This is a genomic window from Nonomuraea sp. SYSU D8015 (genome assembly GCF_008065375.1).
GTDB lineage: Bacteria > Actinomycetota > Actinomycetes > Streptosporangiales > Streptosporangiaceae > Nonomuraea.
In genome coordinates, this window is record NZ_VJYI01000001.1 from 1,140,587 (window position 1) to 1,161,570 (window position 20,984).

The 20,984-nt window shown below is 72.7% G+C and carries 20 protein-coding genes; 14 read left to right on the forward strand and 6 right to left on the reverse strand.

The window, feature by feature from the left end; all coding sequences use genetic code 11:
* Positions 1–3 precede the first annotated feature (3 nt).
* Positions 4–1,401, reverse strand: coding sequence for an acyltransferase family protein (locus tag ID574_RS59555; RefSeq protein ID WP_223166448.1), 1,398 nt, complete (start codon positions 1,399–1,401; stop codon positions 4–6).
* Positions 1,402–1,662: 261 nt separating this feature from the next.
* Here ID574_RS59555 and ID574_RS07360 point away from each other — a divergent pair, with 261 nt between their 5' ends.
* Positions 1,663–2,910, forward strand: coding sequence for a sensor histidine kinase (locus ID574_RS07360; RefSeq protein WP_188187931.1), 1,248 nt, complete (start codon positions 1,663–1,665; stop codon positions 2,908–2,910).
* Positions 2,901–3,548, forward strand: a complete 648-nt coding sequence (locus ID574_RS07365; RefSeq protein ID WP_188187932.1) for a response regulator — start codon at positions 2,901–2,903, stop codon at positions 3,546–3,548. The genes ID574_RS07360 and ID574_RS07365 overlap by 10 nt, the downstream gene beginning before the upstream one ends.
* Before the next feature lie 135 nt (positions 3,549–3,683).
* Here the strand turns inward: ID574_RS07365 and mihF are convergent, their stop codons facing one another.
* The 3 genes from mihF to ID574_RS59560 form a co-directional block, all read right to left on the reverse strand.
* Positions 3,684–3,989, reverse strand: a complete 306-nt coding sequence (gene mihF / locus ID574_RS07370; RefSeq protein WP_127934572.1) for an integration host factor, actinobacterial type — start codon at positions 3,987–3,989, stop codon at positions 3,684–3,686.
* A 103-nt stretch (positions 3,990–4,092) separates the two neighbouring features.
* Entirely contained in the window at positions 4,093–4,497 is a 405-nt protein-coding gene (locus tag ID574_RS07375) for a GlcG/HbpS family heme-binding protein (RefSeq protein WP_188187933.1), read from the reverse strand.
* A gap of 119 nt (positions 4,498–4,616) precedes the next feature.
* Complete coding sequence (locus tag ID574_RS59560; protein WP_223166449.1) at positions 4,617–6,401, reverse strand: ROK family transcriptional regulator; 1,785 nt, start codon at positions 6,399–6,401, stop codon at positions 4,617–4,619.
* Positions 6,402–6,448: 47 nt separating this feature from the next.
* On the opposite strand from ID574_RS59560, the gene ID574_RS07385 reads away from it, so the two are divergent.
* The 10 genes from ID574_RS07385 (at position 6,449) to rbsK (ending at position 17,485) form a co-directional block, all read left to right on the forward strand.
* On the forward strand, positions 6,449–7,678 hold the full coding sequence (locus tag ID574_RS07385) for an MFS transporter (protein ID WP_223166450.1): 1,230 nt from the start codon (positions 6,449–6,451) through the stop codon (positions 7,676–7,678).
* Between the two features lie 175 nt (positions 7,679–7,853).
* Positions 7,854–8,873 carry a LacI family DNA-binding transcriptional regulator gene (locus ID574_RS07390; RefSeq protein ID WP_188187934.1) on the forward strand — a complete coding sequence of 340 codons (1,020 nt, stop codon included), beginning with the start codon at positions 7,854–7,856 and terminating at the stop codon, positions 8,871–8,873.
* A gap of 77 nt (positions 8,874–8,950) precedes the next feature.
* A complete protein-coding gene (locus ID574_RS07395) occupies positions 8,951–9,784 on the forward strand; it encodes a carbohydrate ABC transporter permease (protein WP_223166451.1) in 834 nt (277 codons plus the stop codon).
* Entirely contained in the window at positions 9,781–10,599 is an 819-nt protein-coding gene (locus ID574_RS07400) for a carbohydrate ABC transporter permease (protein WP_188187936.1), read from the forward strand. Before ID574_RS07395 ends, ID574_RS07400 begins: the two co-directional genes overlap by 4 nt.
* Positions 10,600–10,608: 9 nt before the next feature.
* Entirely contained in the window at positions 10,609–11,919 is a 1,311-nt protein-coding gene (locus ID574_RS07405; protein ID WP_188187937.1) for an ABC transporter substrate-binding protein, read from the forward strand.
* On the forward strand, positions 11,916–12,968 hold the full coding sequence (locus ID574_RS07410; protein ID WP_188187938.1) for an ADP-ribosylglycohydrolase family protein: 1,053 nt from the start codon (positions 11,916–11,918) through the stop codon (positions 12,966–12,968). The genes ID574_RS07405 and ID574_RS07410 overlap by 4 nt, the downstream gene beginning before the upstream one ends.
* Positions 12,969–12,973: 5 nt before the next feature.
* Positions 12,974–13,939 carry an ADP-ribosylglycohydrolase family protein gene (locus tag ID574_RS07415; RefSeq protein WP_188187939.1) on the forward strand — a complete coding sequence of 322 codons (966 nt, stop codon included), beginning with the start codon at positions 12,974–12,976 and terminating at the stop codon, positions 13,937–13,939.
* Positions 13,936–15,075: an ADP-ribosylglycohydrolase family protein gene (locus ID574_RS07420; protein WP_188187940.1), complete on the forward strand. Its 1,140-nt coding sequence runs from the start codon at positions 13,936–13,938 to the stop codon at positions 15,073–15,075. Before ID574_RS07415 ends, ID574_RS07420 begins: the two co-directional genes overlap by 4 nt.
* Positions 15,072–16,604, forward strand: a complete 1,533-nt coding sequence (locus tag ID574_RS07425; protein WP_188187941.1) for an ADP-ribosylglycohydrolase family protein — start codon at positions 15,072–15,074, stop codon at positions 16,602–16,604. Before ID574_RS07420 ends, ID574_RS07425 begins: the two co-directional genes overlap by 4 nt.
* Positions 16,601–17,485: a ribokinase gene (gene rbsK, locus ID574_RS07430; protein ID WP_188187942.1), complete on the forward strand. Its 885-nt coding sequence runs from the start codon at positions 16,601–16,603 to the stop codon at positions 17,483–17,485. The genes ID574_RS07425 and rbsK overlap by 4 nt, the downstream gene beginning before the upstream one ends.
* On the opposite strand, the gene ID574_RS07435 is transcribed toward rbsK, so the two are convergent.
* Positions 17,478–18,044: a dihydrofolate reductase family protein gene (locus ID574_RS07435; protein ID WP_188187943.1), complete on the reverse strand. Its 567-nt coding sequence runs from the start codon at positions 18,042–18,044 to the stop codon at positions 17,478–17,480. The genes rbsK and ID574_RS07435 overlap by 8 nt on opposite strands.
* Positions 18,045–18,284: 240 nt before the next feature.
* Here ID574_RS07435 and ID574_RS07440 point away from each other — a divergent pair, with 240 nt between their 5' ends.
* Positions 18,285–18,497 carry a hypothetical protein gene (locus tag ID574_RS07440; RefSeq protein ID WP_188187944.1) on the forward strand — a complete coding sequence of 71 codons (213 nt, stop codon included), beginning with the start codon at positions 18,285–18,287 and terminating at the stop codon, positions 18,495–18,497.
* A gap of 5 nt (positions 18,498–18,502) precedes the next feature.
* On the opposite strand, the gene ID574_RS07445 is transcribed toward ID574_RS07440, so the two are convergent.
* On the reverse strand, positions 18,503–19,207 hold the full coding sequence (locus tag ID574_RS07445; RefSeq protein ID WP_188187945.1) for a FadR/GntR family transcriptional regulator: 705 nt from the start codon (positions 19,205–19,207) through the stop codon (positions 18,503–18,505).
* Positions 19,208–19,258: 51 nt separating this feature from the next.
* Between ID574_RS07445 and leuA the strand changes: the two genes are divergently transcribed.
* A complete protein-coding gene (gene leuA / locus ID574_RS07450) occupies positions 19,259–20,980 on the forward strand; it encodes a 2-isopropylmalate synthase (RefSeq protein WP_223166452.1) in 1,722 nt (573 codons plus the stop codon).
* The last annotated feature ends 4 nt before the right edge of the window (positions 20,981–20,984 follow it).

A 20,984-nucleotide genomic window follows, 5' to 3' on the forward strand; every position in this document is an offset into this window, starting at 1 on the left:
CCGTCACGCCCGCGCCCGCGGCGCGGTCATCAGCAGCCCGCCCATCAGCGCCAGCACCGCCAGGAACGGCCCGCCGCCGGGCGCGAAACCGCCTACGGTCAGCGTCAGCACCCCGCCGCCGACCAGCGTGGCCGCCGCCAGCATGCCGCCCCAGCCGGCGGCGCCGTACGGCAGCGCGGGCGGTGTCTCGAACCTGGCGAACACCTTGATCAGCGGCCACATGACCAGGCACAGCAGCCCGAACCAGAGCGGCCACCCGGCCCACCAGAACGCGCTGCCCGGGGCCGGTGTGTCGATCCGCAGGAGCACCACCACGAGCCCGGTCACCACGAACAGGGCCGGCATGTGCCACAGGTACACCGTCATGATCCGCGACCCGGCCCACTCCAGCAGCCGCCCTGCGTCCAATGGTCGCACTCGCACGGGGCTCCGCTGGTCACGCAAGCTACCGCTCTCCGCCCCAGGCTCGCGCTCCGTGTCGAACGGTCGCGCTCGCACGGGGCTCCGCTGCTCCGTGCGCAGCCGCAGCAGCCGCATCAGCCACGGCCGCAGCAGCACGGCCAGCCCGACCTGACCGGCGCCCACGGCGAGCATCGCGAGCGTGGGCGGCGCCATGTTGGAGATCTCCGCGCCGGGCAGGCCGATCATGCTGCCCGGGTACGGCCCGAACGCCACCAGCAGCGCCGCCGCCCCGAACCCGCCCGCCGCCAGCGCCCAGGGCCGCCGCAAGCGGCCCTCGGCGTAGAAGAAGCCCAGCTGATGCACGGCCAGCCACACGAACACGACGTTCAGGAAGCCCACCGCCTCGAACCCGGTCGAGAACCGCGCCACGTCCGTCACCACGGCGCCGGTCGCCAGCGCCGCCGGGACGAGGAAGCCGTGCCGTTCGTGCAGACGCAGCGCGTACGGGGTCGCCAGGATCGCGATCAGATAGACGGCGAGGAACCACAGCAGTTGCCCGGTCAGCCGCGCCCCCACCTCCAGTGGCTGCTCCGGCACGCCGAAGGTGAGCAGCACGTGGGGGAGCGGGATCCACACGGCCGCCAGCGGCAGCAGCGGCCAGGCCAGCCGCCGCAGCCGCGCCGCCAGCCACCGCGGCGCGCCCTGGGCGGACCGGCCGAAGCTGATGGCGTTCGCCGCGCCGCCCGCGAAGAACACCAGCGGCATGACCTGGCTGAGCCACGTCACCACCCACACGCCCGGGGTGGCCAGCGCGTTGCCCGTGGTCAGCCGGACGCCGTCGTAGGACAGCACCGGGATCGTCCAGTGCTGGAACACGATGAGCGCCATCCCCGCCACGCGCAGCAGGTCGATGAACGGGTCCCGCGCCTTGGGGGAGGCCTTCGCCTTGGGGGACGCGTTCGCGACCGGGGCGACCGGGCGGTCCAGGAGGACGGTCATGGGGGAGCCTCGATTCGGACGGAGCGGCGAGCCTGGGGGCGTAGAGCGGTAGCTCGCGTGACCAGCGGAGCCCCGTGCGAGTGCGACCATCAGACTCAGAGTCGATGGCTCAAGGCTCCCGCCGGGGCGGCCACGGCACATTGACGTGAGCCGCCGTCTCGAGGTCAAGATCGCACCACCGCCCGGGGTAGGGCTGTCCCTACCCCCACACGCCTGCGCACCCGCTCGTCACGCGCGGGCCGAGGCCCTAGCGTGAAGGTCATGCGCTCCCTGATGAGGCGTGTCCTTCTCGACACCCGTTACACGCTGGTCGGCTTCCCCACGGCCGTCATCGGCTTCGTGCTCATGATCGCCGGCTTCGCGGCCGGCGTGGGCACGGCGGTGGTCTGGATCGGGGTGCCGCTGCTGGCCGGCACGCTGATGGTCGCGCGCGGCTTCGCCGACGCGGAGCGCGGCTGGCTGTCCGACGTGCTCAAGCGGCCCCCCGTACGGCCGCGCTACAAGCCCGCCCCGCCCGGCGCGGGACGCTTCCGCCGGATCGTCAACCCGCTGATGAGCGGCCAGTCCTGGCTGGACCTGCTGCACGGGGTCATCAACTTCCCCGTCGCGATCCTGTCGTTCGTGCTCACCATCACGTTCTGGGCGATCCCCCTGGCCGGGCTGACCTGGCCGCTGTACGGGATCTTCCTTTACCGCATCCCCGACTACGAGGGGCTGCCCGAGCAGCTCGGCCTGGGCAGCGGCTACGTCGTCGACGCGATCTTCAACTTCTCCATCGGCGTGATCTTCGCGATGCTCCTGCCGTTCATCGTGCGCGGGGCCGCGCTGCTGCGCGCCGGGCTCGGCCGGGCGCTGCTGACCGGCGTGGCCGAGCTGCAGGAACGCATCGACGACCTGGCCGAGGGCCGGGCCGCCGCCGTGTCGGCCGAGGCCAACGCGCTGCGCAAGCTGGAGCGCGACATCCACGACGGCCCCCAGCAGCGGCTGGTCTCGCTCGCCATGGAGTTGTCCAGGGCACAGCGGCAGCTGGCGAAAGACCCGGAGGCGGCCCAGGCCACGATCAAGTCCGCGATCGCCGCCACCCGCGAGACGCTCGACGAGCTGCGCGCGCTCTCGCGCGGCATCGCCCCGCCCATCCTGTCCGACCGCGGCCTCGCGCCCGCCCTGGCCGCCCTCGCCGGACGCTGCACGGTCCCCGTCGACCTGGACGTGCAGACCGTCGAGCGCTACCAGGCCGCGGTCGAGAACGCGATCTATTTCGTCTGCGCCGAGACCCTCACCAACGTGGCGAAACACAGCCGCGCCACCGTCTGCACGGTCCAGCTCTCCCGCATCGGCGACGTACTGATGCTCACGATCGGGGATGATGGGGTCGGCGGCGCGCACGTCGCCAAGGGACACGGTCTCGCCGGGCTGGCCGACCGGCTCCGCGCCGTCGACGGGGAGCTGACGGTCAAGTCACCGGACGGCGGACCGACGTTGATCGTGGCGGAGGTGCCGTGCGGGTAGTCGTGGCCGATGACGCCGTCCTCATCAGGGAGGGCCTCGTCAGGTTGCTCGAGGAGTTCGGCTGCGAGGTCGTCGCCACCGTCGGGGACGGCGACGCCCTCGTGGCCGCGATCGCCGAGCACAAGCCGGACGTGTCGGTGGTCGACGTGCGGATGCCGCCGTCGTTCACCGACGAGGGGCTCAAGGCGGCCGTCGAGGCCCGGCGCGTGGTGCCGGGGGCGCCCGTGCTCATCCTGTCGCAGTACGTCGAGGTCTCCTACGCCGACGACCTGCTCGCCGACGCCCGTGGCGCGGTGGGCTACCTGCTGAAGGACCGGGTCGTCGACGTGGACGAGTTCCTGGAGGGCCTGCGGCGCGTGGCCGCGGGCGGGACCGTGTTCGATCCCCAGGTGGTGTCCCAGTTGATGGTGCGCAGGCGCAAGGACGATCCGTTGGCGCAGCTGACGCCGCGCGAGCGCGAGGTGCTCGGGCTGATGGCCGAGGGCAAGTCCAATCCGGCCATCGGGCGGCAGCTCGTGATCAGCGACGGAGCCGTGGAGAAGCACATCAGGAGCATCTTCAACAAGCTCGGCCTCTACGCGGAGGACAGCGATCAGCATCGCCGGGTGCTCGCCGTGCTGGCCTACCTGCGTTCCTGAACCCCTTCAGACCCTCGGCCGGCCCGCCGGGCGAGAGCGGGGCGGCTCGCCGCTCTCCCGGCCCCTCCTTGCCTGCCTGAGGGAAAACGCCGGCCGGTCCGCGCGGCGCTGCGCGCGGACCTGGCCGCTCGGTTGTCAGCCGAGCGCCTCGACCAGCTTCTTGCGCTGCTGGGCGCCCAGGCCGCCGAGGCGGCGCTTCTCGTCGACGCCCGCCTCCTCCATCAGCGCGGTGGCCTTGGCCGGACCGACGCCCTTCACGGCGCGCAGCGCCTGCGACACCTTGATCTTCTTCGCGATGTCGTCGTCCCGCTCCAGCAGCTGGGAGAACGTCATTTCGCCGGCCTTGACCTTCGCCAGCAGGGCCGTGCGGGCGGCGCGGGCCTCGGCGGCCTTCGCCAGAGCCGCCTGACGCTGCTCGGGGGTGAGAGTGGGAAGTGCCATCTCTGTTCTCTCCTCGGGGAGTTTACGATCGGGATTCTGTTACCCGTGGTGCAGTGGCTAATCATGGCGGATACCAGCGGTTCGTGTTGCGGAAAGCGCCCGCTCAACGTGTCCGCCACACCAACCCGGCCGCTTCGGCGCACGCCACGTCCTGCGCGACCGTGCCTCCGCTGACGCCTATGCCGCCGACCACGCGTTCTCCCTCACCGTAGTCCGCCCACAGCGGGATGCCACCTCCTACGGCGACGAATCCGCCTCCCGCCAGGCCCGCGAGCTCCCCTCCTCTGGACAGTTCCCGGGCCAGGTCGAGGGTGGTCGCGCGCAGGGCCACCGAGGTGTACGCCTTGCCCTGCGCGAGCACCGGCCCGGAGATCTCCGCACCGTCCATACGCTGGAAAGACACCAGATTCCCGCCCTCGTCCACGACCGCGACGGAGATCGCCGCACCCTCCCTGACCGCCTGCCTCATGGCCGCCTCGGTCATGCGGAGCGCGAGTTCCAGATCCACGCGTCACGTCCCTCGGTCAGGATTCTTTCGCGCATCGGTCTCTCCATGGGTACAGGCCCGCTCCGCGCCCCGGCAAGATCGCTGACTGAGGAGGGAGCGGATGTGGGTTATGGCGGGCTTTACCCCCTCAGCGTGGAATTCGTCACACTTTGCTGGTCGGGCGTGTCGCGGCCCTGGTCAGGGTGGTTCGCGCGCCACCGGTCGAGGCCCTCCGGAGTGAGGAAGGCGTCGAAGACCGACTCCATGGCGCCCAGGAGCGAGCCGCGCCAGCCCAGGGCCGAGCCCTCGATGCGGGGAGGGTGGTCGCGGCGGATCGCCATCAGGCCCGGCTCGCAGGCCGCCATGAGGGCGTCTCCGGCCCGCTCGTACAGCTCGACGCCGTGGCCGGACAGGGTGACCGCCTCCGGGTCGTGGGCGTTGACGAGGGCGGCGATGCCGCGGCCCAGGGCGCGGGCGTTGTCGGCCACCGCCTCGCGGCTCGTGGCCAGCACGTGCTCGGCCTGCTCGCGGCCCCTGCCGCCGCCGTAGGCGAGGCCGACGTGGCGCAGGAGGGCGTTCGCGCCGACGTCCATGCTCCAGCAGCCGATCGCGCCGCACGGGCATGGGCGGTCGCCGCCGGTGAGCGGCATGTGGCCGAACTCGGCGCCCGTGCCGCCGGCGCCGCCGAGCGGGCGGCCGTCCACGACCAGCACGCCGCCCAGGTCGAAGTCCACGTGCAGGTGCAGGCCCACCCGAACCCCTTGCAACCGTCCCCGCCGGGCCTCCGCCAGCGCCGCGAACGCGGTGTCGTTCCCCACGACGAGCGTCACCCCGGCGTCCCCGGACCGGCCCTGTTCCGGGCTCCCCGGAGCACCCACACCACCTCCGCTCCCCGCCCCGCCTTCCTCACCCGTGAGGCCGCTCCCGCCCGTGAGGCCGCTCCCGCCTTCGCCGGCAAGGTCGCGTCCGCCCAAAGGGGCGCGCCCGCCGGCACCGCGCTCACCGTGAACAGGGCGCTCGCCCGAGGGGTCCTCGACGTCCCCGTCCGTCGGGGTCGCTTGCCCGCGCGGCCTGCCCCGGCCGGGAACGGGCACGCCCTCGGCCGGCCTGCCCCGGCCGCGCCCGCGCTCGCCCGTGGGGGCGCCCTCGCCTGAGGGGCCCTTTCCCGGGAGTCCACGCCCGCCCGAGGTGCCGCCGTGCCGGGCCGTGGGGCGCTCGTCCGAGGTGCTGTGCTCGCCAGTGGGGCGCTCGTCCGGGATGCCGTGCTCTCCTGTGAGGCGCCCGTCCGGGAGGTGGCGCTCGTCCTCGGCGCTCGCTTCCCCTGTGACACCCCGGCGGCCGGCGGTGCCCGCTTCGGGCGTGGGGGCGCCGTCGAGGCCGTGGAGATGGACCTGGGCGGCGTGGAGGCCCAGGAGGGCGGGGACGTCGACCGAGCGCCAGCCCAGGTGGGCGATGTCCACGAGGCCGCCGTGGCGGACCGGGCCCGCCAGCGCCACGCCCACCCCGATCACCCGGTGCCCGAGCCGTCGCCATTCGGCGGCGATCGCCTCCCCCAGAGGGCCGAGCGCGCCCTCCGGAGTGCCGTCGTGGGGACGGGTCGCGAGCACCGTCGCCCGCCCGCCCAGCTCGCACGCCGCCAGCTCCCAGGCGTCCTCACGCACGTCCACGGCCAGGGCGAGAGGGCCGCAAGGGTGCGGCCCCGGCACCTGGGTCGGCCGCCCCCGGCCGTGCTCCGGCGCGGGCTCCTCGTGCAGCAGCTCGTCCTCGGCCAGCCCGGCGACGAGCACCGACGCCGTCCCTCTCGCCAGCCCCAGGTCGCGGGTCAGCTGTGACCTGGTGCGGGTGGCGCCGCAGTCATGTACGGCGCGCAGCAGGCGCACCCGGTTGTGCGCGCGGAGTTCGCCGCTGGTCCTGGCTCCATTCACGAACCCGAGTCTATGCTCTGGCCGCGAACAAACTGTATGCTCTGGCCGTGAACAAAAGCCTCATTGATGCCAGACGTGCTCGTGCCGGAGTTTTCGGGTTCTTCTTCCTGGCCGGCTTCGTGATGGGCCTGTGGGCGGCCGGACTGCCGTCGCTCAACGACCGGCTCGACCTCGGCCCCCAGCGGCTGGGCACCGTCCTGCTGCTGATCTCGGGCGGGGCGCTGGCGTCGATGCTGGCGGCCGGGCCGATGGTGGACCGATGGGGGAGCCGGCGGGTGTGCTGGTTCGCCGGGCCCTTCTCCGGTCTGGTGCTGCTCGGGCCGGCGCTCGCGCCCTCGTACTGGACGCTGGTGGCACTCGCGGTGGTGTTCGGGCTCGGGCTGGGGGTGACCGAGGTCGCCATGAACGCCCATTCCGTCGAGGTCGAGCGGCGCTACGGGCGGCCGATCATCTCCGCCTTCCACGGGACGTGGAGCCTGGGCGGGGCCGCCGGGGGCGGGCTGACCTCGCTGATCCTGGGTGCGGGCGTGGACGCCCAGGCGCTGCTGATCGCGGCGGCTGTGGTGGTGCCGTTCCTGTACGTCCCGGCGGCGCGGCTGCTGCTGCCGGACCCGCCGGAGCACGAGTCCGCGGAGCCGGGCGCCGGGCAGAGCGGCGGCTCGTCGCTGAAGTGGGGGCTGATCGCGCTGCTCGGGCTCGCCGCCTTCGCCGGGCACCTGAGCGAGGGGGCGGCCATCGACTGGGCCGCGCTGCACGCGCGCTGGGTGCTGGACACCGACCCCGCCCTGGCGCCCCTGGCCTACACGATCTTCTCCGCGGCCATGACCACCGTGCGGCTGCTGGGCGACCCGATCCGGGCCCGGCTCGGATCCGAGCGCACCATCCGGCTCGCCGGAGTGTTCGCCACGGTGGGCTACGTGCTCGTCCTCGTCGCGCCCATGACCCCGGAAGGGCTCCGGGTGGTGTGTGCCTGGACCGGGTGGGCGCTGGCCGGCGTGGGGCTGGCCACCGTGGTGCCGGTGCTCTTCAGCGCCGTCGGGGCGGCCGGCGGGCGCGTCGGGCGGGCGCTGGCCATGGTGACGGCCTTCGGTTACAGCGGGCTGCTGCTGGGGCCGGCGGTGCTGGGGTACGTGGCGGAGGCGACCTCGCTGCCGATCGCTCTGATCATCCCTGCCGTTCTCGCCGCCGTCGTCACGCTCGCCGGCACCCCGGCCATCCGCTCCATGGTCCGGCTCGCGGCCCCCGCCGCTCCGGTGCCCGAGCCGGTGCGCGACTGACGTACTGATCGCCGCCCTCGCGCGCGCGAGGGCGGCTATTTGCCCTTTCACCCCGCTGACCTGGTGTTATGCGATCGTGACTTGACCTGTACGTTACATCCAGGTTTCATTTGGGCCACACCGTAAACGTTTACAGTGCGAGGGTCGTAAACGTTTACACGATGGAAGGACAGCCTTGGCCGACGGTCCCACGATCAACACGATCGCCGCGCGCGCCGGTGTCTCGATCGCCTCCGTCTCGCGGGTCCTGAACGGCCTGCCGACCAGGCAGGAGACGGTGCGCAAGGTGATGGCGGCCGCAGACGAGCTCGGCTATGTGCGCAACGCCGTGGCCAGGTCGCTCAAGTCGCGCCGCACCCACCAGGTGGCCTTCGCGATGGCCGACGTGGGCAACCCCGCCTACCTGGCGATGCTGCGCCAGATCCAGCCCGTGCTGAAGGCCGCCGGCTACCGGCTCGTGCTCCACTCCACCGACGCCGTCGTGGCCGACGAGATCGACGTGCTGCACGGCCTCGGCGAGCGGTACGTGGACGGGCTGATCATGGTGCCGCTGCGGGTCACCGAGTCCCACCTCGAGATGCTGGCCGCGGCCAGGGCCCCCGTCGTGATCATCGGCTCGGTGCCCGAGGGGACGCCGGTCGACAACGTGCGCGCCGACTCGCGTACCGGTGTCAAGCTCGCCGTCGACCACCTCCACTCGCTCGGCCGCCGCCGGATCGGCATGATCAACGGCCCGCTCGACACCGTGCCCGGCGCCGCCCGCGGGGCCGCCTACCGTGAGGCGCTCGGCGACCTCGGCCTGCCCTACGACGAGGACCTCGTGCAGATCGGCGACTTCTACCGCGCCGAGGGCGGCCGCGCGGTGGCGGAGCTGCTCGCCAGGAGACCCGACGTGGACGCGCTGATGTGCGCCAACGACCTGATCGCGCTCGGCGCGCTAGACGTGCTCCGTGCGGCCGGGCGGCGGGTGCCCGACGACGTGGCGGTGGCCGGTATGGACGACACCGACCTGGCCGCGGCCTCCTGGCCGGCGCTGACCAGCGTGTCGCTCGGGTCGGCCGAGCGTGGCAAGGTCGCAGCCGAGCTGCTGCTCGACCGGCTTCAGGGCGGCGAACGCGAGCCTCGGGTGGTCACCGTGCCGCCCCACCTCATGGTGCGCGCCTCCACGGTGGGGGCAGAGGAGGGCGGGGCGTGACCGCGACCGCGACGAGGCCGGCGCCGCCTCGGCGCCCGCACGCGCGGCCCAGGCGGATCTCGCGAAGGACCCGCGAGATGTGGCTGCTCATGCTGCCCGCGCTGGTGCCGGTCCTGCTGTTCAGCGTCGGCCCGCTGCTGTACGGCATCGGCCTGGCCTTCACCGACGCCCGCAACGTCCGCAACCACGAGACGGCCTTCGTCGGCCTGGAGAACCTCGTCGAGCTGCTGGGCGCCGCCGACTTCTGGTCCTCCTTCCGCATAGGCCTGATCTGGGCGGTCTCGGTGACCGTGCTGCAGTTCCTGGCCGCGCTCGGCCTGGCGCTGCTTCTCAATGAGAACCTGCGGTTCAGGGGCGTGGCCCGGGTGCTGGCGGTGGTGCCGTGGGCGATGCCGCCGGTCGTCATCGGGCTGATGTGGAAGCTCGTCTACCATCCCGACGCGGGCATCCTGAACAGCCTGCTCGGCACGGACGTCAACTGGCTGGCCGACTTCTCGCTCGCGCTGCCCGCGATCATCGTGGTGGGCGTCTGGACCGGCATGCCGCAGACCACGGTGGTGCTGCTGGCGGGCCTGCAGGGCATCCCGAAGGAGCTGTACGAGGCCGGCGAGGTGGACGGCGCGGGCCGCTGGCGCCGGTTCTGGAACATCACGCTCCCGCAGCTGCGGCCCGTGATCGTGGCGATCACGTCGCTCGACTTCGTGTGGAACATCAACCAGTTCGGGCTCGTCTACGTGCTCACCCAGGGCGGACCCGGCGGCCAGACCCGGCTGCCGATGCTGTTCGCCTACGAGGAGGCGTTCCGCTACCGGTTCGCCGGCTACGCCTCGATGCTGGGCCTGGCCATGGCGATCGTCGTGCTGGCCGTGCTCGGGCTCTACCTGTGGCGGCAGATGAGGGAGGCCCGATGAGACGCCTGTCGCAGTACGTCGCGCTGGTCGCGTACATCGTCTTCCTGGCCTTCCCGCTGGTCTGGCTGCTGTCCACGGCGCTGAAGACGCCGCAGGAGATGGCGCTGGCCGACCCGACGTGGATTCCGCGCGAGCCGACGCTGGCCAACTTCGCCGACGCCTTCGGCGAACAGGACCTCGTGGGCGCGGCCGTCCGGAGCCTGGGCGTGGCGCTGGCCAGCAGCCTGATCACGGTGCTGATCTCGTTGCCCGCCGCGTACGCCATAGCCCGCCACCGCGGCCTGGTCAACCGGATCGCCATCGGGTGGGTGCTGGTCAGCCAGGTGTTCCCGTTCATCCTGATCATCATCCCGCTCTTCATGATCCTGCGGGATCTGGAGCTGGTGAACACGCTGCCCGGACTGGTGGTCGTGCACGTCACGTTCACGCTGCCGTTCGCGCTGTGGATGCTGCAGGGGTACGTGCGCGCGGTGCCGCCCGAGCTGGAGGAGGCCGCGGCCGTGGACGGCGCGACGCGGCTGCGCTCGATCGTCAAGGTCGTGGCGCCGCTGCTCGCGCCCGGCGTGGTGGCCACGCTGCTGTTCGCGTTCATCTCGTCCTGGAACGAGTTCATGTTCGCGCTCGTCATCCTGCAGAACCCCGACGTCATGACGCTCCCGCTCACGCTGGTGAGATTCACCGGCCCCGAGGGGGTGGCCAGGCTCGGCCCGCTGGCCGCGGCGTCGCTCATGGCGACGATCCCGAGCCTGATCTTCTTCGCAATCATCCAGCGGCGCCTGAAGTCCGGCCTGATGGCCGGCGCCGTCAAGGGCTAGGAGGCTCACATGCGAATCACGTCCGCTCTGGCGGCCGCGGCGATCGTCGCGCTCACCGCCGCGTGCGGCAGCGGAGGCGGCGGCGGATCCTCGTCCTCCGCCCCCGGCGAGCCGGTAAAGATCAATTTCCTCAGCCTGGCGTGGCAGAAGGAGTCCGTCGCCGCGAACAAGCAGCTCGTGGACGAATGGAACAAGGCCAACCCCAACATCCAGGTCACGTACGTCCAGGGCAGTTGGGACAACGTCAACGACCAGCTCGTCACCCAGTTCGCCGGCGGCACCGCGCCCGACGTCATCCACAACGACTCGCCCGCTCTGTCCGGATTCGCCACCGACGGCTACCTGCTGGATCTGAAGGACAAAGTGCCCGCCGAGCTGAAGAGCGACATCCCGCAGGCCGCCTGGGACACCGTCACCTTCGGCGACGGCAAGGGCGGGCAGGGCGTCTACGGCGTGCCGTTCCTGCAGGAGTCGCAGGTCATCATCGCCAACAAGAAGCTCCTCGACGCCTCCAAGGTGCGCATCCCGACCCCCGACAACCCCTGGACGTGGGACGAGTTCTCCGAGGCCGCCAAGAAGATGACCGAGGGTGACTCGTTCGGCGTGGCGTGGCCGATGAAGTCGCCCGTCAACAAGACCCTCAACCTGGCGCTGAACTTCGGCGGCACCTTCTTCCAGACCGGCGCCGACGGCAAGACCACGGTCAAGGTCGGGCCGGAGGAGCGCGAGGTGCTCCAGCGCATCCACGACCAGCTCTACAAGGACAAGTCGGCCGACACGGACGCGCTCGGCATGGGCACCGCCGACCCGCTGCCGGCCTTCTTCAAGGGCAAGTTCGCCCTGCTGCCCGCGGGGGTGTTCCTGCGCCAGCAGGTCGCCGAGCAGGCGCCCGACGGGTTCGAGTGGGTGACGCTGCCCGGGCCCAAGGGCACCACCGCCCAGCAGGGGGCGGTCTCCCAGACGCTGTCGATCGCGCAGGACAGCAAGCACCCGGACGAGGCCATGAAGTTCATCGCCTTCTTCCTGAACGGCCCCAACCAGGCCAAGCTCGCCAAGGGCGACTGGCTGCTGCCCACCTCCCAGTCGGCCGCCGCCGACCCGGCGATGACCACCGAGGAGAACGGCTGGGACGTGGCCACCGCCTCCGCCAAGAACCTCGTCGTGGCGCCGTTCCTCAAGGTGAACGGGTTCGACGAGTGGAAGAGCAAGGTCGCCACGCCGGTCCTCCAGGAGTTCTACGCCAATAAGATCACCATCGAGGAGGCGGCCAAGCGGCTCGTCGACGAGGGCAACAAGGTGTTGGAGCGGTACCAGCGGTGACTTATCGGGATAAAGCCCGGGGGTGTCTGCTCGGCCTGGCGGCCGGCGACGCCCTCGGGGCCCCGGCCGAGAACCTGTCGCCGGACGAGATCCGGCGGCGGTGGGGGCGGCTCACCGAGATCGAGGGCGGGGGCACGGACGACACCGAGTACGCCATTTTCGCCGCGTCGCTGCTGGTGCGGCACGGGCACGGCCTGTCCGCCGAGCTGGTGGCGGAGGCGTACCGGACGGAGATCATCCCGCGGGTGACCGGGCCGATGCGGGGGGCCGGATTCTCCGAACTGGGCACCGTCGAAGCGCTTCGACGTGGGCTGGAACCGCCGCTGACCGGTCTGGCGCACTCCCACGGCTGGTCCGACGGCCTCGCCATGCGCGCCGCCCCCTACGGGGTGTTCTGCCCGGGAGATCCGGCGGAGGCGGCCCGGCTGGTGGAACAGGACGGTCTGGTCAGCGGGTCCGGTGAGGGAATCCTGGGCGGGCGTGCGGTCGCCGGGGCGGTGGCCGCGGCCATGGGCGGGGCGTCGGCGGAGGTCGTCGTGCGCGCCGCGCTGTCGGTCATCCCGGCGGGTTCGTGGACGGCCCGGAACATCACGCGGGTGCGCGAGGTGCTCAGCGAGATGCGCCCCCATGCCGCCGCCACCTCCGGCGCCCGTCCTCCCGGCGGCGGTGCGACGGGAGGCGGGCCGGCGGAGTCCGGCGCGACGCGTGCACCGGCCGAGGTGGAGCTCGTCGAGGCGTTGCACCGAGCCGTCGTCGTCAAGCACTATCCGTGGACCGACATCGCGCCCGAGGCCGTGGCACTGGCCCTGGCGGCGTTCCTCGTGGGTGAAGGCGACGTCGAGGCCGCGGTGACGTTCGGGGTGGGCCTGGGCAGGGACGCCGACACGATCGGCGCCATCGCCGGGGCCATCGCGGGAGCGGGGCAGGGTGAGGGCGGCGTGCCGGCGCGGTGGGCCGCCAGGATCGGGCCCGTGACGGGCAAGTGCCTGCCCGTCGTGGCCGGAAGACACGTGCTGGACGTCGCCGACGAGCTGGCGAAAGGACTGTAGGAACCATGTCGGGGGACAGGATCAGGGGGGCCTTCGCCGGGCTCGCCGTCGGTGACGCCGTGGGCTGGCCCGCGTCCAGGCACCGGGCGGCGCTGCACGCCCCCTGGAGCAGACGCCTGCACAGAGAGCTCGACGCGTTCGCCGAAGAGCACCGGGTCACCACGCTGCCGGTGCCGTTCGCACTCAACCAGCCCACCGCCCCGCTGGCCGTCGGCCCGTCCGACGACGCCGAGTGGCTCGCCTGGACGGTGCTCACCATCGACCGCCCGCGGGCGGAGGCGTTCCGCGAGCTCGCCGCAGCGGACGTGCGGGCGCGGATCTCGGTGGCCACCGCGCTGGACAACCTGGCCAAGGGCGTCGAGCCGCCCGCGTCCGGGCACGACAACCCGCACCACTTCGACGACGCCGCCGCGATCAGGGCCGTCGCGTTCGGGGCACTCGGGAGGGACCCCACGCCCGACGCCCAGGTGACGAACGCCGCCGACGGCGTCCTGGGCGCCCAGGCCATGGCCGCCGCCGTGGCCGAGGCCGTGACGACCGCCGACGTCGGCCGGGCCGTGGAGGCGGCGCTGGCCGTACTGCCGCAGGACACCGCCATCGGGCACAACGCCCGCGTGGCGCTGGAGATCGCACGGCAGGCGGGCGACGCGTTCGCCGCCGTGCCCGCGCTCGACGCGGCGCTGCTCGACCACGTCTACAGCTACGGCGTGGGCGCCGCCCAGACGGTGCCCGTGGCGCTGGCACTGGCCGAGGCCGCCGGCGGCGAGCTCGGGAAGGCCGTGCCGGCGGCGGCGTGCCTGGCCGCGCTGGCCGACTCGGCGCCCGCGCTGACCGGCGCGCTGGCGGGGGCGTGCGGCGGGTACGAGGCGATCCCAGAGGGGTGGAAGGCGTCGGCCCGTACGCTGGCCGGTTGTTGCCTGCCGCACCTGGCGGGCAAGAATTTGATCGAACTCACGGAGGGAATCGCATGACGCCGCTTGAGGACAGGGCGACCGGCTGCGTGGCGGGTGCGGCGGTCGGTGACGCGCTGGGCGGCGCCACCGAGGGCTGGACCCCCGAGCAGATCATGGAGCGGTACGACGGCAGGGTCGAGGGCATCGTCCCGCCGTTCAACGAGGACTGGCGCAATGCCCGCCCCATCGCGCCGTACCACAAGGGCGACGGGCACATCACCGACGACACGCTGATGACGCACGCGCTGATCCGCGTGTACGAGAAGGTCGGCGGCCACCTCGACGCCTACGCCATGGCCGACCACCTCGTGCCCGAGCTGATGGGCGAGCGGCGCTGGATCCCCGAGCTGGAGGCCGAGGCTCTGCCGCTGCAGCGGGTCTTCCTGGCCGAGAAGTGGATCGTGGCCAGGCTGCACTACGGGCACGTGGACCCGCGCGAGGCCGGTGTCGGAAATATCGTGAACTGCGGGGCCGCCATGTACATCGCCCCCGTCGGCATCGTGAACGCCGCCGACCCCGACGCCGCCTACGCCGAGGCCGTCGACCTGGCCGGGGCCCACCAGTCCAGCTACGGCCGCGAGGCCGCCGGCGTCATGGCCGCCGCCGTCGCCGAGGCCATGCGCCCCGGCGCCACCGTCGACTCCGTGGTCGCCGCCTGCCTGCGCCTGGCCAAGGACGGCACCAGGGCCGCCATCGAGGCCGTCTGCGAGGCCGCCGCCGGGCTCGGGCACTGGGACGGCTCCTTCGCCGCGCTGCGGGCCGCCGTACGGCCGTACGACACCGTGGCCGACACCTACCGCGACCAGGGGCTGGGGGCGCGGCGGCCGAGCCGGCTGCACAGCATCGAGGAGCTGCCGCTGGCGCTCGGATTCCTGGTGATCGCCAAGGGCGACTACCGCGACACCGTCCTGGGCGGCGTCAACTACGGGCGCGACGCCGACTCGATCGCCTCCATGGGCGGGGCCATCGCCGGAGCGCTCGGGGGGCTGGGCGCCGTGCCCTCCGAGTGGGTGGAGCAGGTGGGGGTGGCCAGCCGTCTGGACCTGGTGGCGCCCGGCCTCGCGATCGCCGAGGTGGCGCGCCGGGTGCACGCCGACGACCTGGTACGGCGCCGCGCCCACGAGGCCGCCTTCGCCGACCTCGACCGCCGATGATCCGCCTCACCTGGGTCCAGCCGGAGGACCTGATCGGTCACGAGCTCCGCCAGGCCGCCGAGGACGGCCGGGACCCCGGGCTCGTACGGCAGATCGCGGACCGGTGGCGCGCGGCGGGCGGCCACGACGCCCCGCCCCGGGCCGGCGCCTCGGAGCCGGGCGCGGCGCGGCTGCGCGGCCTGGCCGAGGAACTGCTCGACCAACTGGCGGCCGTCCCGTCACCGCCGGCCGAGCCATCGGACCTGCCCGGCATCATCGCCGCCTGCCCGGACTGGCCCGCCCGGCATGCCGCCTCCGCACGGAACGCCGCCGGCCAGGGCACCCTCGGCTCCGACGCCCCCGCTTACGACGTCCGCTCCGGCCATGGCGGGAGCGGCGTCCATGGCGCGCATCAGACGCACGGCTCGCGGGGCACGCAGGCCGAAGAGAGCGGCCGCCAGGCTGGAGGGAGCGGCGGCCAGGCCGGAGCGGACGGCTGCGGGCGTGGTGTCGCCGTGGACCCGGCGCGGGTGCTGGGGGCGTGGCTCGGGCGGGCCGCCGGGTGCGTGCTGGGCAAGCCCGTCGAGAAGATCCCGCGCGAAGGCATCAGGCGGATCGCCGAGGCCACCGGCAACTGGCCGATCCGCGGCTGGTTCACCGCGAAGGGCCTGCCGGACGACATCGCCCGCCGCTGGCCCTGGAACCGCCGCAGCGCCGTCAACTCCCTGGCCGAGAACATCGACGGCATCCCCGAGGACGACGACCTCAATTACCCGCTGCTGGCCCTGACCGTCCTGGAGCGCCACGGCCGCGCCTTCACCACCGACGACGTGGCCAAGCTGTGGCTGGACGAGCTCCCGGCCGGCCGCACGTTCACCGCCGAGCGCGTCGCGTACCGCAACCTCCTGGACGGCGTCGAGCCCCCGCACACGGCACGGCGCCGCAACCCGTTCCGCGAGTGGATCGGCGCCATGATCAGAGCGGACGTGTACGGCTGGGTCAACCCGGGCGACCCGGCAACGGCCGCCGAGTACGCCTGGCGCGACGCCCGCCTCACCCACACCGCGAACGGCGTCTACGGCGCGATGTCCGCCGCCGCGATGTGCGCCGCCTCGCTGGTCGCCACCTCTCCGGAGGAGGTCGTGGAGGCGGGCCTGTCCGTGGTGCCGCGCGGCTCACGCCTGTACGAGGCCGTACGCCTGGCCGTCGAGGACGCCGCCCGCGAGAAGGACTTCGAGCGTGTCGTCGACCGCCTGCACGAGCGCCACGGCGCACTCCACTGGGTCCACACCATCAACAACGCCGCCCTCGTCGCCGCCACTCTCGTCCACGGCCGGGGCGACTTCACCGCCACGATCGCCGGAGCGGTCGCCGGCGGCTGGGACACCGACTCGGCCGGCGCCACGGCGGGCTCCATCGCGGGCGCGCTCAACGGCGGCGTGCCGGACCGGTGGCGCATGCGGGACAGCCTGACCAGCAGCCTGACCGGGTTCGACGGGGTGAGCCTCGCAGGGCTGGCGCGGCGTACTCAGGAGATGATGCTGTCATGATCTCGGTTTTCGGCAGTGCCAACATGGACCTCGTCGCGTACGTCTCCGAAGCCCCCAAACGGGGTGAGACCGTGACCGGTCACCGATTCCGCACCGTGCCCGGCGGAAAGGGGGCGAACCAGGCCATCGCCGCCGCCCGGGCCGGCGCGGAGGTGGCGTTCCTGGGGGCGGTGGGCGACGACGGATTCGGCGCGGAGCTGCGCGCCACGCTGGTGGAGGCGGGAGTGGACGTACGCGGCCTGCGCCAGGTGCCGGGGCCCACCGGCATCGCCCACATCGTGGTGGAGGACGACGGCGGCAACTCGATCATCGTCGTGCCCGGCGCGAACGGCACCGTCACCGGCCCCTCGGGCGACGACCTCGCCGCGATCGCGGCATCGCAGGCGTTGTTGCTGCAGCTTGAGCTTCCCATGGAGGCCGTCGTGGCGGCGGCGCAGGCGGGCCAGGTCGCCGGCGTGCCCGTGATCCTCACCCCGGCGCCCGCTCGGCCGCTGCCGGACGAGCTGCTCGACGCGGTCACGATGATCGTCCCGAACGAGCACGAGGCCGCCGCCATCACCGGCGTCACCGGCGCGGACGCCGCCCTGGACGCGCTGCTCGAACGGGTCGAGGAGGCCGTGATCACGCTTGGCTCGGAGGGCGCGCTGTACGGGTCGCGGTCGGGAGAGCGGCTGGGAGTGCCCGCGGTGGAGGTGAAGGCGGTCGACACGACGGCGGCGGGGGACACGTTCGTGGGAGCGCTGGCCGTGGCCAGGACCGAACGCCTGCCGATCGCCGACGCCCTCCGCTTCGCCTCCGCGGCGGCGGCGCTGTCGGTGCAGCGGGAGGGCGCCAGCACGTCCATGCCCACCCGCCACGAGATCGAGAACTTCCTCAGCTGACCGATCGCTCGTAGCGCAGCAGCACCGTCCGCGCGTCGAACGTCCGCGAATCCGTCAGCCGCAGGTCGAGCCGCTCCTTCTGCGGCGGGAACAGCGGCCGGCCGCCGCCGAGGACCACCGGGTGCACCATGATGTGGTACTCGTCGATCAGCCCCAGTTCGCCGATGGCGGAGGCCAGCTGCGAGCCGCCGTTCAGCAGCAGGTCCTGGTCCGACTGCCGCTTCAGCTCCGCGACCTCCTCGCCGAGGTTCCCGGAGACGATCCGGGTGTTCCATCCCGCCTCCTTCAACGTCGTGGAGAAGACCACCTTCGGGGTGCTGCGCCAGATGGAGGCGAACGTGAGGTCGTGCGGGTGATCCGAGGTCTGGTCGGCCGTCGGCCAGTAGCCGGACATCATCTCCCACACGAGGCGCCCGTACAGGAAGGTGCCGACGCGGGCGTGGACCTCGTCCCCGTACGCCGACAGCTCCGGCCCCATCTCCGTCCAGTCGAACTCCCCGTTCGGGCCGTCGATGTGGCCGTCGACGGAGGTGTGGACCCAGTAGATGAGCTTGCCCATGATGTGCTCCTCATGTCGTCTGTCGTCGTTCTCGTGACTGGGTCGGAGCCGCATCCGGGGTCTCTACATCCCCGCGAAGAATTCCTCGGTCAGTTTTCTCCGTCCGTCCAGCGGAGCCGGCAGGACCCGGTCGTCGGGGGCGGCGAGGATGACACGGGCCGTGGGGGGAAGGCCCGGGGCGGTCATCCAACGGACGCCGGCAAGCCGGTTCGGCGGGTGTCGGCGGGGCAGGGGGTGAAGATGAGCGAGAAACCCGACGAACTGCCCGAGGCGGTCGGGAGAGTGAACGGGGAGAGCGACATCGTCGCGGAGCGGTCGGGCGCCGAGACGCGGAAGACCCGCCGCCCCGTTCCCGCCGAGCCGCTGGAGCAACAGGAAACGCCCGAGGAAAAGGAGGACACGGACAGGGAGGACGAGGACGTCACCCGCCCTGACGCCGGCCCCACCGGCTGAACCCCCTACGGTCGCCCGGGCCGGTCGGTGTGCAGGTGGGCGAGGGTCTGCTCCAACTCCTCCCGCAGGATGCGCTCGGCGGACTCCCCGTCCCCCCGCCGCACCGCCGCGACCAGCGCGGCATGCGAGTCGTGCCCGGGATTGCGGTCCCGTTCCCTCAGCCCCAGCAGCTCCACCAGGTCGATCAGCCGCTCCCGCAGCACCGGTGCGAACTCGGCGAACAGGTCTGTCAGCACCGGGTTTCCCGCCGCCGCCACGACGGCGGCGTGCAGGGCGATGTCGGCGTCGACGAAGGCGGCGTCGTCCCCCGCGGCCGCTCCGGAGCGGGCCTCCAGCGCGGCCTCCATCGCCGCCAGGTCCTCCTCGGTGCGCCGCTCCGCCGCCAGCCGGGCGGCCTGCGTCTCGACCATCATCCGGACCTCGTACACGTCCGTGATCGCGGCCCGGCGCAGCCGGGCGGGCCAGTCCTCAGCCGGCTCCGTGGCGATCACGAACACCCCGGCCCCCTGACGCGCCTGCACCAGCCCCGCCCCGGCCAGCGCCCGCAGCGCCTCCCGCACCGTCGAGCGCCCCACCCCCAAGGTCTTGGCCAGGGCGTTCTCGCCGGGCAGCCGGGTGCCGACCGGCCACTCACCGTTCGTGATCTGCTCGCGCAGGTGCTCGGTGGCCTGTTCGACGAGCGGGCTGGGACGGAGGGCGCCGAGGGGCATCCGAAACCTCTCAGGTTGTCTGAGGACCTGTGTTGTAGTTAGTGTAGCGCCATGTACGAGTGGAACCGGCAACGTCCCAGTGCCATGCCCTGCCACCGCTACCGCCCCGCCCACGAGCGGGTCGAGGTGCCGGTCACCGGCCGTTCCTGGCCGGCCGCGACCATCACGCGCGCCCCACTCTGGGTGCCGGTCGACCTTCGCGACGGCAACCAGGCCCTCGCCGAGCCGATGGACCCGGCACGCAAGCGGACGATGTTCGAGCTGCTGGTCCGCATGGGGTTCAAGGAGATCGAGGTCGGCTATCCGTCGTCCAGTCAGCTGGACTTCGACTTCGTCCGGCACCTGGCCACACCGGGCGCGGTGCCTGACGACGTGACCGTGGTGGTCTTCACGGCGGCCAGGGACGACCTGATCGAGCGCACCTTCGCCTCGATCGAGGGCATGTCCCGCGCGGTCGTGCACCTCTACACCCCCACCGCGCCCACCTGGCGCGAGGTGGTGCTCGGCCACGACAGAGGAGAGCTGCGCGAGCTCATCATGGACGCGGCCGGGCACGTGGCCCGGCTCGCCGACGGAATGGAGGACGTCCGGTTCGAGTTCTCGCCCGAGGTGTTCAACCTCACCGAGCCGGACTACGTGCTCCAGGTGTGCAACGACCTGACGGCGCTGTGGGACGCCTCGCCGGACCGGCCGGTGATCCACAATCTGCCGGCGACGGTCGAGATCTCCACCCCCAACGTGTACGCCGACCAGATCGAGTACATGCACCGCCACCTCGACCGCAGGGACTCGGTGATCCTCTCCGTTCACCCGCACAACGACCGCGGCACCGGCGTGGCCTGCGCCGAGCTCGCCGTGCTGGCCGGGGCGCAGCGGGTGGAGGGCTGCCTGTTCGGCAACGGCGAGCGCACCGGCAACGTCGATCTGGTGACGCTCGCGCTCAACCTGCACTCCCAGGGCGTCGACCCGATGATCGACTTCTCCGACATCGACGAGATCCGGCGCACGGTCGAGCACTGCAACCGCCTGCCCGTCCCCGACCGCCATCCGTACGCGGGCGACCTCGTCTACACCGCCTTCTCCGGTACCCACCAGGACGCCATCGGCAAGGGCCTGGCCCACCACGCCAAGCGGGCCGCCGATCTGGGCCTCCCGCCGGAGGAGGCGCCCTGGGACGTGCCGTACCTGCCGATCGACCCCGCCGACGTGGGCCGCGACTACCAGGCGGTCATCCGGGTCAACAGCCAGTCGGGCAAGGGCGGCATCGCGTACCTGCTGCGCACCCGCTACGGCCTGGAGCTGCCCCGCCGCCTGCAGATCGACTTCTCGGCGGTCGTGCAGCGGGCCGTGGACGGCAGCGGCGGGGAGATCACGGCAGAGGAGCTGTGGGAGCTCTTCCACGCCACCTACCTGGCGCCGGGCGAGACCAGCGCGCTGGCCGAGTGGACGACGGCGCAGACCGGGCCGGGCACGCACGAGTTCTCCGGCACCCTGACGTCCGGCCGCCGCCTGCGCGGCACCGGAAACGGCCCGCTGTCCGCGCTGACCGCCGCCTTGGCCGCCGACGGGATCGACGTCGACATCCTGCACTACGCCGAGCACGCCCTCGGGCCCGGTCAGGGCAGCCGGGCCATCGCCTACGTCGAGGCCCGCGTCGGCGGCACGACCTGCTGGGGCGCGGCCCAGGACACCTCCGTCCTGACGGCCTCCGTCCACGCCGTGCTCGCCGCCGTCAACCGCACGCTGGTCACGCCCGCTCCCACCGGCTCCTGAGGCC